An 11,154-nucleotide genomic window follows, 5' to 3' on the forward strand; every position below is an offset into this window, starting at 1 on the left:
CGCCGTGTCCTGCACCGTACCCCGCTCTCGGGGTACACGCCCGCCGGGTCGTCCGGATCACGCACCCGGCGGGTCGACCGGGAGCCGGCGCGCCGCCCGCCCCGCACCGACGGTGACCCCGACGCTCGCGGCCGTCACGAGCACGAGGGCGACGACCTCGCGCGCTCCGAGCCCTTGACCGAGGACGACGAGCCCCGCGAGGGCGGCCACGGCGGGCCCGAGGCTGGAGAGCACGCCGAAGACCCGGGTGGCGAGCCGGCGCAGGGCGACGTTCTCGAGCGCGTAGGGCAGGGCCGACGTGAGCAGCGCGACGACGGCGAAGACGCCGAGCACCGCGGGATCGACCCGGGCCGCCGCGACCGCGTCGGCCGCCCCGAACGGCACCACGACGAGCGCCGCCACCGCCATCGACGCGCTGAGCCCCTGCAGGGGCGACCCGGTGCGACCGAGCGCCGCGTTGGCCACGATGTAGAGGGCCCAGAAGGCGCCGGCGCCGAGCGCCAGCAGCACGCCCGCCAGGGGCAGCGCGCCGCTCGGGTCGAGGCCCAGCACGAGCACGCCGGCGAACGCGAGCAGCGCCCAGGCCGCGTCCACCCAGCGCCGCGTCTGCACGAGGGCGACCGTGAGCGGCCCCAGGAACTCGAGCGTCACGGCCACGCCCAGCGGCACCTGGTCGATCGCCAGGTAGATGAGCGAGTTCATGCCCGCGAGCGCCAGGCCGAGCACGACCACGCCGGACCAGGTCCGCGCCGACCAGGACCGCACGCGGGGCCGGAACACGGCGAGCAGGAGGGCCGCCCCGAACGCGAGGCGGAGCGCGGCGGCGCCCGTCGCCCCCACCTCGTCGAAGTGCGTCCGCGCGAGGGCGCTGCCGAACTGCACCGACACGATGGCCGCGACGGCCACCAGCGGGGCGGGCAGGACCAGGGGCGCCCGGGCGCCCGCGGGGCGGGGGCCGGTCGGTGGCGTGCTCAACGTCGTCCTCCTCGGTCCGCTGCCGAGTCTAGGAGGCCGTTAGCATCGGTCCGTGCCCGACCGTCTCGCCGCCCTCGCGACCATCGTCGAGCTGTTCGGCTGGTTCGGGTTCGTCACCGGCACGCCCCTGCTGCTCGTCGGGCTCGCGCTGCGGGCGCGGGGCGCGCACCAGGTCGACACGGTCGCGGTCGTCATCGACCCCCCTGCCTGGGCCCGCTGCGCCGTCGTCCGCTACCGGGACCACGAGGGCGAGCTGCACGAGGCCGAGCTGCACGGCTGGCCGGTCTCCACGCCCGTCGAGACCGACGTGCCGCTGTGGTTCCACCCCGACCGCCCCTGGCGCGCCCGGACCGACTCCCCGGCGGACGACGGCAGGGCGCTGCGCGCCGCCGGCGCGGCCCTGCTCGTCGTGGGCGGCGCGTGCGCCCTCGCGAGCATCGCCCTGCTCTTCGCCGGCTGAGCGTCCCTCCCCCCGCGCCCGACGCGGGCCGCCGTCCCCCGCTCCGGCCTCCCGCCCGAGCGCCGTGGATAGACTCCGCGGCAAGGACGAGGGGAGCACCGTGCGGTCGAGGTCGAGGAGGGGTCTGGCGACGGCCGTCGCGGTGACCGCGGGGCTGCTGGCAGGGGCAGGAGGCGCGACGGCGGCCTCCGCGACCGCGCCGGTCGCGCTAGAGGGCGCGTACGTCGTCGACCGGGCCGGCGTGCTCTCGGACGCCGAGGAGCGCGAGGTCTCGGCCTCGCTGCAGGACCTCCGGGCCGACGGCACGGGCCTCTACGTCGTCTACGTCGACTCGTTCACCGACCCGGCCGACCGGTCGGCCTGGGCGAAGGCCACCGCCGAGCTCAACCAGCTCGGCACGAGCGACGTGCTCCTCTCCGTCGCGGTCGACGACCGGCTCTACGCCCTCTCCAGCGACCAGGCGGGCCCGATCAGCGTCGCCGAACGGGAACGGCTCGAGACCGACGTGGTCGTGCCCGAGCTCAGCTCGTCCGACTGGGCCGGGGCGGCGCTCGCGCTCTCCGACGGGATCCGCGACGAGACGGCCCCGGCCGACCTCAGCTGGCTGCTCTGGGCCGCGCTCGTGCTCGCGCTGCTGGCCGTGGTCGCCGTCGTGACCGTGCTCGCGGTGCGCACGCGCCGTCGGCGCCGTCGCGAGGACGCCGAGCGCGCCGAGCTCGACGCCCGCGCGGCGCAGGCCGGCGCCCTGCTCGTGCGCCTCGACGACGAGCTCACGACCGGGCAGCAAGAGCTCGGCTTCGCGTCGGCGCAGTTCGGCGAGGAGGTCGTGCGGCCCTTCGCCGAGGCCCTCGTCGGCGCACGCGAGCAGGCCCGGCAGGCTTTCGAGCGGCAGCAGGCCCTCGACGACGAGGTGCCCGACACCCCCGAGGACCGCCGCCGCTGGGTCGACGAGATCATCGAGCTCTGCGAGGCCGCCGGCGCGACCGTCGACGAGCAGTCCGAGGCCTTCGACGCCATGCGCCGCGCCGAGGAGTCCGCCGGGCGTGACGCCCGGGCGCTCCCGGGCGAGATCGCGGGCCGGCGCCGGTCCCTGGAACGCGCGACGAGCCTCCTGGGCTCGCTCACCGCGACCTACTCGGCCGCCGCCGTGCGGACCGTCGCCGGCAACCTCGACCAGTCCGAGCGCCTGCTCGAGTACGCCGACGAGGCGCACGAGCAGATCGAGGCGCACCTCGCCGCCGATCGACGCGCGGAGGCCGTCGACGGCATCAAGGCCGCGCGCCACGCCCTCGCCCAGGTCGACCAGCTGCTGAGGGCCGTCGAGGGCCAGGCCGAGCGGCTCCGCACCGCCGGCTCGACCATCGCCGCCCTCGCCGCCGAGCTCCGCGGCGACATGGCCCGGGCGGGATCCCTGCCGCCCGCCTCCGTCCCCGAGGGCGTCGACGTCGCGGGTTCCGTCGCCACGGCCCGTGCGGCCGTCGCCCTCGCCGAGACGCAGCACGACGACCCGCTCGCCGTGCTCACGCAGCTGGAACGGGCCAACACGCGCATCGACGAGGCCCTCGCCCGCGTGCGCGACGCCGAGGAGCGCCGCCGTCGGGCCCGGGCCGCGCTCGACCAGGCCCTCCTCTCGGCGCGGGCGAAGATCGAGGCCGCCCGCGACTTCGTCGACACCCGACGTGGCGGCCTCGGCCCGGAGCCGCGCACGCGCCTGTCGGAGGCCGAGCGCCACCTCCGTGCCGCCCTCGCCCTCGCCCCGGAGGACCTCGACCACGCCCTCATCGAGGCGCACCAGGCCAACGAGCTGGCCGATCGGGCCGCGGCCGAGGCCGAGGCGCAGGTCGGCGCCTACCAGCAGGTCGGGCCCTTCGGGCGACCCGGCTACGGCCGCGGCTCGGCCGGCGCCGACCTCGGCGGCATCGTGACCGGGCTCGTCATCGGCGGCCTCCTCAACGGCGGCGGCCGCGGCGGCGGCTTCGGCGGAGGGGGCGGCTTCGGCGGAGGGGGCGGCTTCGGCGGAGGGGGCGGCGGGGGCGGCGGCTTCAGCTCCGGCGGCGGCCGGTTCTAGGCCTGCCCCGCGACCCCGACGCACAGCCCGATCCGCACCCGCCCACCACGACCACTCGACGACCAGCACGACCCCCGACGGAAGGACCACCATGACCAAGCAGTCGATCTTCGGACGCGTCGCCCAGCTCGCCAAGGCGAACGTCAACGCCCTGCTCGACCAGGCCGAGGACCCCGAGAAGATGCTCGACCAGATGGTGCGCGACTACACGTCGAGCATCGCCGAGGCCGAGAGCGCCGTCGCGACCACGATCGGCAACCTGCGCCTGCTGGAGCAGGACCACGCCGAGGACGTCGCCGCGGCTGCCGACTGGGAGCGCAAGGCCCTCGCCGCGAGCCGCAAGGCGGACGAGCTGCGCACCGCCGGCAACGCCACGGACGCCGACAAGTTCGACGCCCTCGCCCGCGTCGCCCTCGGCAAGCAGATCGCCTCGGAGCAGGAGGCCCGGACCGCCGAGCCCACCATCGCCGCCCAGACCGAGGTCGTCGACAAGCTCAAGTCGGGACTCGACGGCATGCGCCAGAAGCTCGAGCAGCTGCGCGGCAAGCGCAACGAGCTCGTCGCCCGCTCCCGCACCGCCGACGCCCAGACGAAGGTCGCCGACGCCATGGGCGCCATCGACGTCACCGACCCCACGAGCGAGCTCAGCCGTTTCGAGGAGAAGGTCCGTCGCGAGGAGGCCAAGGTGATCGGCCGCCAGGAGCTGGCCGCCTCGTCGCTCGACGCGCAGTTCCAGGGCCTCGAGGACCTCGACCAGCAGACCGAGGTCGAGGCCCGCCTGGCGGCCCTCAAGCACGGCGCCCTCGACCGGTGACCACGGCCGGGCCGCTCGGTCGTCCGCGGGGGGCCCAGCGGCCTCCTGCGGGCGACCGGCGCCTGGTGGCCGTCGACGTCGCGCGCGGCCTCGCCGTCCTGGGCATGTTCGCCGCCCACCTGTGGCCCCGCGACGTGCTCGACGAGCGCCTCTTCGACGGGCGCAGCGCGATCCTCTTCGCGACGCTCGCGGGCGCGTCGCTCGGCCTGCTCACGGGTGGGGCGCGACCGCCGTCGCGGGGACGGTGGCCCCGGTTGTACGGGTCGATCGCCCTCCGGGCGGCCCTGCTGGTGCTGCTCGGCCTCGCCCTGCAGGCCTGGAACGAGTTCGTGCTCGTGATCCTCCCCTACTACGGCGTCATGTTCCTGCTGCTCCTGCCGCTCCTGCGGGCCCCCCGGGCCGTCGTGGCCGTGGTGGGCGCCGTCCTCCTCGTCGGGGCGCCCTGGGCCGCGTCGCTCGTGCCCGTCGACGCGCGGGGCGACGCCGTCGCCGCGGGCGGCGTCGGCCTGGCACAGGACGCCCTGCTCGTCGGGGCCTACCCCGCCCTCGTCTGGCTGCCCTTCCTCTGTGCCGGCCTCCTGGCCGCGCGCAGCGACCTGCGTCGCGGGCGCACCCGGCTCGTCCTGGTCGTCGGCGGCGTCCTGGCCGCCGTCGTGGGCTACGGCGCGCGGTCCCTGCCCGGCGCGGCCGACGTCGCCGCGCTCGACCCCGCCGCCCACGGGGGCGCCCCGGCCGAGGTCCTCGGCTCGGGCGGGGTGGCGGTCGCCGTCCTCGGGGTGCTCCTCGGCCTGCTCGACGGCTCCCCGGGCCGATCGCGGCGGGTGCTGCGGACGACCCTGCACCCGTTGGCCGCGACGGGCGCGCAGCCGCTGACCGTCTACGCCGCGCACCTCCTGCTCACGGCGCCGCTGTTCGTCCTGCACCGCCTCGCCGGGGGCGCGTACGGGCTGCCGATCGGCTGGCTCGTCGCGTCGGTCGTGCTCACCCTGCTCGCGGCCACCCTCTGGCAGCGCTGGCTGGGGCGCGGTCCGCTCGAGCGCGTCGTGGGCCGGCTGAGCCGCCCCTGGTCGTGGGGCGGAGGGCCGGACGCCCCCGGGCCCGACGGTGGAGCGCACGGCGGTCACGGTCCCGGCCCTGTCGTCGCGGCTCCGTCGGTGCGAGGATGAGCACGTGAGGTTCGTCGTGGTGCCGCAGTGGCAGGGGTCCGGTTCGTCCCGAGCGATGCGGCTCGCCGACGGGGCCCACGCCGTCCACGGCGACCTGCCCTCGCGCGCCACGACCCTCGTCGAGGTGCCCGTCGGTGCGGGCGACGCCCTGGGCACGCGGGTGCCCCGGCTCTCGAGCGTGCTCACCATCGCCGAGCAGGTCGACCGGGCCCTGCGCGAGGAGGACTCCCCCGCGGTCGTGGTCGGCGGCGACTGCGGCGTCGAGCTCGCGGCCGTCCGCCGGGCCGCGACCCCGACGACGGCCCTCGTCTGGTTCGGCGCTCGTCCGGCCCTCCGCGACCCGTCGCGCACCGCGGAGCCGGCCTTCGCGGGCTCCGTGCTGCGGGCGCTCGTCGACGAGGCGGGCGACGACCTGCCCGACGTGCTGCGGAGCCCCGGTCCCGGCGTGGCCGCGTCACGGGTGGTCCTGGCCGGCGTGCGGTCCTGGGACGACGACGAGGACGCCTGGGCCGAGCAGCGCGACGTCGCCGCCGTCTCGGCGCTCGACTTCTCGCCCGACGAGCTGGTCGAGGCCGTCGAGGCGACCGGTGCGACGGAGGTCTACCTGCACGTCGACCTCGACGTGCTCGACCCCGCGGTGTTCAGCGGCCTGCTCGACCCCCAGCCGTTCGGCCTCGACGTGGCCGTGCTCGTGGCCTCGATCGCCGCGCTGCGCGAGCGGTGGCCGCTCGTCGGCGCGGGGGTCTGCGCCTTCGCCCCGGTCGACGCCGACGCCGCGGGCGACGACCTCGGCACGATCCTCCGCGTCGTCGGGGCGCTGTCGCGATGAGCGACGACAGGAGGCGCGTGGTCGTCGAGCGCGACGGGCACGTCCTGCGCATCGGGCTCGACCGCCCCGAGAAGCGCAACGCCGCCGACCTCCGCATGCTCCGCGAGCTCGCGCTCGCCTACGGGGAGCTCGACCGCGACCCCGGGCTCCGCGTGGGGCTCGTCCACGCGCTGGGCGACCACTTCACGGCGGGCCTCGACCTGGCCGACGTGGTCCCCGCCGTCACGGCGAGCGGCCTCGACGTGGTGCCCGACGGCGGCGTCGACCCCTGGCGCGTCGACGGCTCGGCGGTCTCGAAGCCCGTCGTCGTGGCCGTGCGCGGCACGTGCTTCACGCTCGGGGTGGAGCTCGCCCTGGCCGCCGACGTCGTCGTCGCGGGGCGCTCGGCGGTCTTCGCGCAGCTCGAGGTCGCCCGCGGGATCCTCCCCTTCGGCGGGGCGACGACGCGGCTGCCCCGGCGGGTCGGCTGGGGCGACGCGATGCGCTGGCTGCTCACGGGCGACCGCTTCGGCGCCGACGAGGCCCTGCGCATCGGCCTCGTGCAGGAGGTCGTGGACGACGACGAGGTCCTCGCCCGGGGTGCGGAGCTCGCGCACCGCATCGCGGCACAGGCGCCGCTCGCGGTGCAGGCGACGCTGGCCTCGGCGCGCCTGGCCGCGCGCGAGGGCGAGGCCGCCGCGGAGGCGCAGCTGCAGCCGGAGCTCGTGCGGCTGCTCGCCACGGGCGACGCCCGGCGAGGGGCCGAGGCGTCCGCGCGCCGCGTCGCGCCCGAGTGGACCGGTCGCTGACCGGTCGCCGACCGCGCCCCGTCGGACGGGGCGCCACCGGTGCGGGGCCGCCGCGGGCACGAGGAGAGGCCCGCCCCCACCAGCGGGGACGGGCCTCTCGAACGCGTGCGGATCGCGTGCCTACTTGAAGACGTCCTTGACGTCCTCGCCGGCCTTCTTGGCCGAGGCAGCGGTCTGGTCCTTCTGACCCTCGGCACGGAGCGAGTCGTCGTCCTTGCGGTCGCCGATCGTCTCCTTGGCCTTGCCCGCGATGTCCTGGGCAGCGTTCTTGATCTTGTCGTCCAGTCCCATGGGAACTCCCTTCGTCGGTGGTCAGGTCCGGAACACGAGGGCTCCTGGAGCAGACCGTACGCGTCGTCGTGAGCCGGCACCCAGGTGGTGTCCAGGGAGCGCGTCCGCGGACCGCGACGGGCGCCTCCTGACCTCTCGCGAGTACGGTCGGCCCCATGACGACGACCTATGACCTCATCGTGATCGGAGCCGGCGCGGTCGGCGAGAACGTGGCGGACTACGCGACGAGGGCCGGCCTCCGGGTCGCCCTCGTGGAGTCCGAGCTCGTGGGCGGTGAGTGCTCCTACTGGGCCTGCATGCCCTCGAAGGCGCTGCTGCGCAGCGGCTCCGTGCTCCGCGCCGCGCAGGCCGTCCCGGGCGCCGCCGAGGCGGTCACCGGAGAGCTCGACGTCGCGGCCGTCCTCCGCCGCCGCGACTCGTTCACGAGCGGGTGGGACGACTCCTCGCAGGTGCAGTGGGTCGAGTCGACCGGCATCGACCTGCTCCGCGGCCACGCCACCCTCACGGGCGTCAAGGAGGTCACGGTCGACGGCACCGCGTACACGGCGACCCACGCCGTCGTCGTCGCGACCGGCTCGGAGGCCGTCGTGCCCGACGTGCCCGGCCTGCGCGACGCGCGTCCGTGGACCAGTCGCGAGGCCACGAGCGCGCAGGAGGTGCCCCAGAGCCTCGTGGTCGTGGGCGGCGGCGTCGTCGCGGTCGAGATGGCCACCGCCTACCGGTCGTTCGGCACCGTCGTCACGCTCGTCGCCCGCAGCGGCCTGCTGGGCGGCATGGAGCCCTTCGCCGGCGAGCTCGTCGGCGACGCGCTGCGCGACCGCGGCGTCGACGTGCGGGTCGGCACGAGCCCCACGCAGGTGCTCCGCACCGAGCACGGCCTCGTCGAGGTCACCCTCGACGACGGCAGCACCGTGGTCGCGGACGAGATCCTCGTCGCGACCGGCCGCGCCGCCCGGGTCGGCGACCTCGGCCTCGAGAACGTGGGCGTCCCCACCGACGGCCCCCTCCAGGTCGACGACACCCTCCTCGTGCAGGGCACCGACTGGCTCTACGGGGTCGGCGACGTCAACGGCCGTGCCCTGCTCACCCACCAGGGCAAGTACCAGGCCCGCGCCGCGGGCGAGGTCATCGCCGCGCGCGCCCAGGGCCGTGAGCTCAAGACGCAGCCCTGGGGCGCGCACGTCGCCACGGCCGACGACGCCGCCGTGCCGCAGGTGACCTTCAGCGACCCCGAGGTCGCGAGCGTCGGCCTCACCGAGGAGAGCGCCCGGGAGCGCGGCATCGACGTCCGCGTCGTCGACCACGACCTGGCCGCCGTCGCGGGCAGCGCGCTGCAGTCCGACTCGTACGTCGGACGGGCACGCATCGTCGTCGACCAGGCCCGCGGCGTCCTCGTCGGCGCGACCTTCGTCGGGCCCGAGGTGGCGGAGCTGCTCCAGTCGGCGACCATCGCGATCGTCGGCGAGGTGCCCGTGGACCGCCTGTGGCACGCGGTGCCCGCGTACCCGACCGTGAGCGAGGTCTGGCTGCGCCTGCTCGACGCCTACGGTCGTCCGTGAGGAACCCCCTCCTCGACTCCCCCGTCTCGCGGGCCGGTTGCGCGGTCGCGACCGCCGTCGGCCTCCTGGTCGGGGTCCCGCTCAGCGTGGGCAGGGTGCGGCGCGTGGGCGACCTGGTCGTCTGCCGCGGCCTGCCCCGCTGGGCGTTCCAGCGGGGCGGCACGTGCGTCGGTCGGGTCTACCTGACGCGCGACAACGACGGGCCTGCGGTGCTGCGGCACGAGGCCGTGCACGTGCGGCAGTGGCAACGCTACGGCCTGCTCATGCCGCTGCTCTACGCGCTGGCGGGTCGGGACCCGCTGCACAACCGGTTCGAGGTCGAGGCGGGGCTCGTCGACGGCGGGTACCGGCCCAGGACCCGGCCTGGGAGCGCGCGGCGACCGACCGTGCAGGGCACGACCGGGCAGGACACGACCGTGCAGGGCACGACCGGGCAGGACACGACCGGGCAGGACAGGACCGTGCAGGGCACGACCGGGCGGCGCCCGACCGCCTAGAGCTCGGCCTTGCCGACGCGCCAGTACCCCATGAACGCCACCTGGCGGCGGTCGAGGCCGACCTCGCTCACCAGGAACCGGCGCAGCGTCTTGATGGCCTGCGCCTCGCCGGCCAGCCACGCGTAGAGCTCGCCGTCGATGCCGGCGCCGTGGCGGTCGGCGCCGTCGGGGACGTCCCAGAGGATCTCGTGGTCGATGTCGACGTCGTCGACGTCGACCCCGCGGTGCCAGGCGGCGACGTAGCGGGCCGTCCAGCCCCGGACGGCCTCGACGAGCCGCTCGCCGTGGCCCGCGCGGGTCTCGGAGCGGGCGCACCAGTGCACGGTGACGCCCTCGGGGGCGTCGATGCGGAGCACGTCGCCCGGCGTGGGCACCTCGAGGAACACGCAGCCCCGAGCGTCGCGCGGCAGCTGCTCGACGATGGAGCTGATGGCGGGCACGGCGGTCTCGTCGCCGGCGAGCAGGACCGTGCCGGCCTCGCCGGGGCGCCACTCGACCCCGCTGCCCGAGACGCCGCTGGTGGCGTCGGGACCGATGAGCACCACCTCGTCACCCACGCGGGCGGAGGTCGCCCAGGCCGAGGCCGGCCCGGCGTCGCCGTGCAGCACGAAGTCGACGTCGACCTCGCGGAGGTCGGGGCGTGCGGCCCGTGCCGTGTAGGTGCGGAAGGGGTTCTGCTGCTCGGCCGGCAGCTGGCGCCAGGCCGTCCACCAGTCGCTCTCGGGCCAGGTGGCGTAACCGGTGCCCGGCAGGGGCAGCACGAGCTTGATGCGCTGGTCGAGGCCGTCCGTGCCGAAGTCGCCGAGGTCGGGGCCCGTGAAGGTGAGCCGCACGAACGAGGGGCTGAGGCGGCGCACGCGGCTCACGACGACCTGGTAGGGCCGGTGGGCGGGCTTCGCGGCGACGGGGGCCTGTCGGGTCTGCGTGAGCACGAGGTCAGCTTAGCCTTACCTGACCTGGGAGTCGACGGCGGTCTCTCGACGTGGAGACAGGGCGCGGTGGCCGGGGGTCAGGTGGCGAGCGGACCGGCCACGGGCGCCGACGCGGCGAAGACCCGGCGCAGGTCGTGCCGGAGCTCCCAGGCGAACGACTCGGCGCCACCGATCCAGACGAGGTGCTCCCCGGCGGCGAGCGCGTCGTCGTCGAGGTACATCTCGGCGAGCCAGGCGCGCACGGCCCGTTCCGTCGCCTCGCCGACCGCGCAGGAGGCGCTCGTCCCGGGGCGACCGCTGCGCACGTCGCGCGCGAGCCAGGTCACGGTCACGCGGCCCGGCGCCGCGAGCGGCACGACCTGCGAGGCGTCGTCGACCTCGACGAAGACCTGGCCCCTCGCGCAGATCGGCAGGGCCGCCAGGGCCCCGCGCAGGTCGTCGACGGCGGACGCGTCGCCGGCGAAGAGCACGCGCAGGGCGTCGGCGGGCAGCGGGGGCCGTGGGGTGTCGAGGAACATCGGACCGAGCTTAGGTGAGCCTGGCCTGACCCACCAGCCCCCGCAGGACCGCCCCGGCGTGCGACGACCTGCTCCCGGACGACAGGTGATAGGTTCTCGTCGTCCGTCGGTCCGGCAGCGATCGGCGGAGAAGGGGCCCGACCTCGTCCGTCAGCGACGCGGACCGGGCACGACCGATGGTCCGGCAGCGACCACCGGCGCCCAGACCGTCGACCGGGTCCGCCCGGCACCACGATGTCGTGACGACGACCGTCACG

11 protein-coding genes and 1 pseudogene are annotated in these 11,154 nt (G+C 76.2%); 8 read left to right on the forward strand and 4 right to left on the reverse strand.

Annotated features, from left to right (window positions below; all coding sequences use genetic code 11):
• Window positions 1-57 precede the first annotated feature (57 nt).
• A complete protein-coding gene (locus tag ACYVHQ_RS05110; protein WP_460511055.1) occupies window positions 58-975 on the reverse strand; it encodes an EamA family transporter in 918 nt (305 codons plus the stop codon).
• A 52-nt stretch (window positions 976-1,027) separates the two neighbouring features.
• Between ACYVHQ_RS05110 and ACYVHQ_RS05115 the strand changes: the two genes are divergently transcribed.
• From ACYVHQ_RS05115 to ACYVHQ_RS05140, 6 genes are all read left to right on the forward strand, one after another.
• Window positions 1,028-1,435 carry a sortase gene (locus ACYVHQ_RS05115; protein WP_460511056.1) on the forward strand — a complete coding sequence of 136 codons (408 nt, stop codon included), beginning with the start codon at window positions 1,028-1,030 and terminating at the stop codon, window positions 1,433-1,435.
• Window positions 1,436-1,535: 100 nt separating this feature from the next.
• Window positions 1,536-3,503: a TPM domain-containing protein gene (locus tag ACYVHQ_RS05120; protein WP_460511057.1), complete on the forward strand. Its 1,968-nt coding sequence runs from the start codon at window positions 1,536-1,538 to the stop codon at window positions 3,501-3,503.
• Between the two features lie 91 nt (window positions 3,504-3,594).
• On the forward strand, window positions 3,595-4,317 hold the full coding sequence (locus ACYVHQ_RS05125) for a PspA/IM30 family protein (protein ID WP_460511058.1): 723 nt from the start codon (window positions 3,595-3,597) through the stop codon (window positions 4,315-4,317).
• Window positions 4,314-5,483 carry a DUF418 domain-containing protein gene (locus ACYVHQ_RS05130; protein ID WP_460511059.1) on the forward strand — a complete coding sequence of 390 codons (1,170 nt, stop codon included), beginning with the start codon at window positions 4,314-4,316 and terminating at the stop codon, window positions 5,481-5,483. Before ACYVHQ_RS05125 ends, ACYVHQ_RS05130 begins: the two co-directional genes overlap by 4 nt.
• A 4-nt stretch (window positions 5,484-5,487) precedes the next feature.
• Window positions 5,488-6,312, forward strand: coding sequence for an arginase family protein (locus ACYVHQ_RS05135; protein WP_460511060.1), 825 nt, complete (start codon window positions 5,488-5,490; stop codon window positions 6,310-6,312).
• Window positions 6,309-7,100 (forward strand): crotonase/enoyl-CoA hydratase family protein, encoded by a 792-nt coding sequence (locus ACYVHQ_RS05140; protein WP_460511061.1) that lies wholly within the window; start codon window positions 6,309-6,311, stop codon window positions 7,098-7,100. Before ACYVHQ_RS05135 ends, ACYVHQ_RS05140 begins: the two co-directional genes overlap by 4 nt.
• A gap of 120 nt (window positions 7,101-7,220) precedes the next feature.
• Here the strand turns inward: ACYVHQ_RS05140 and ACYVHQ_RS05145 are convergent, their stop codons facing one another.
• Window positions 7,221-7,391, reverse strand: coding sequence for a CsbD family protein (locus ACYVHQ_RS05145; RefSeq protein ID WP_460511062.1), 171 nt, complete (start codon window positions 7,389-7,391; stop codon window positions 7,221-7,223).
• A gap of 155 nt (window positions 7,392-7,546) precedes the next feature.
• Here ACYVHQ_RS05145 and ACYVHQ_RS05150 point away from each other — a divergent pair, with 155 nt between their 5' ends.
• Together ACYVHQ_RS05150 and ACYVHQ_RS05155 are read left to right on the forward strand one after the other, a co-directional pair.
• A complete protein-coding gene (locus ACYVHQ_RS05150) occupies window positions 7,547-8,950 on the forward strand; it encodes a dihydrolipoyl dehydrogenase family protein (RefSeq protein ID WP_460511063.1) in 1,404 nt (467 codons plus the stop codon).
• Window positions 8,947-9,300: pseudogene (locus ACYVHQ_RS05155) on the forward strand (Fe-S oxidoreductase); the annotation flags it as partial. The gene ACYVHQ_RS05150 and the pseudogene ACYVHQ_RS05155, both read left to right, overlap by 4 nt.
• 143 nt (window positions 9,301-9,443) lie before the next feature.
• Here the strand turns inward: ACYVHQ_RS05155 and ACYVHQ_RS05160 are convergent.
• Together ACYVHQ_RS05160 and ACYVHQ_RS05165 are read right to left on the reverse strand one after the other, a co-directional pair.
• Entirely contained in the window at window positions 9,444-10,379 is a 936-nt protein-coding gene (locus ACYVHQ_RS05160) for a siderophore-interacting protein (RefSeq protein WP_460511064.1), read from the reverse strand.
• Window positions 10,380-10,456: 77 nt separating this feature from the next.
• Complete coding sequence (locus tag ACYVHQ_RS05165) at window positions 10,457-10,897, reverse strand: SIP domain-containing protein (protein WP_460511065.1); 441 nt, start codon at window positions 10,895-10,897, stop codon at window positions 10,457-10,459.
• Window positions 10,898-11,154 lie beyond the last annotated feature (257 nt).

This window comes from Frigoribacterium salinisoli, from assembly GCF_054781095.1.

Excerpts from the sequence above, each read along its gene's own strand:
- ACYVHQ_RS05125 (WP_460511058.1), top strand. The coding sequence starts at position 3,595 with ATGACCAAGCAGTCGATCTTCGGACGCGTCGCCCAGCTCGCCAAGGCG.
- ACYVHQ_RS05140 (WP_460511061.1), top strand. The coding sequence starts at position 6,309 with ATGAGCGACGACAGGAGGCGCGTGGTCGTCGAGCGCGACGGGCACGTC.
- ACYVHQ_RS05145 (WP_460511062.1), bottom strand. The coding sequence starts at position 7,391 with ATGGGACTGGACGACAAGATCAAGAACGCTGCCCAGGACATCGCGGGC.
- ACYVHQ_RS05150 (WP_460511063.1), top strand. The coding sequence starts at position 7,547 with ATGACGACGACCTATGACCTCATCGTGATCGGAGCCGGCGCGGTCGGC.
- ACYVHQ_RS05165 (WP_460511065.1), bottom strand. The coding sequence starts at position 10,897 with ATGTTCCTCGACACCCCACGGCCCCCGCTGCCCGCCGACGCCCTGCGC.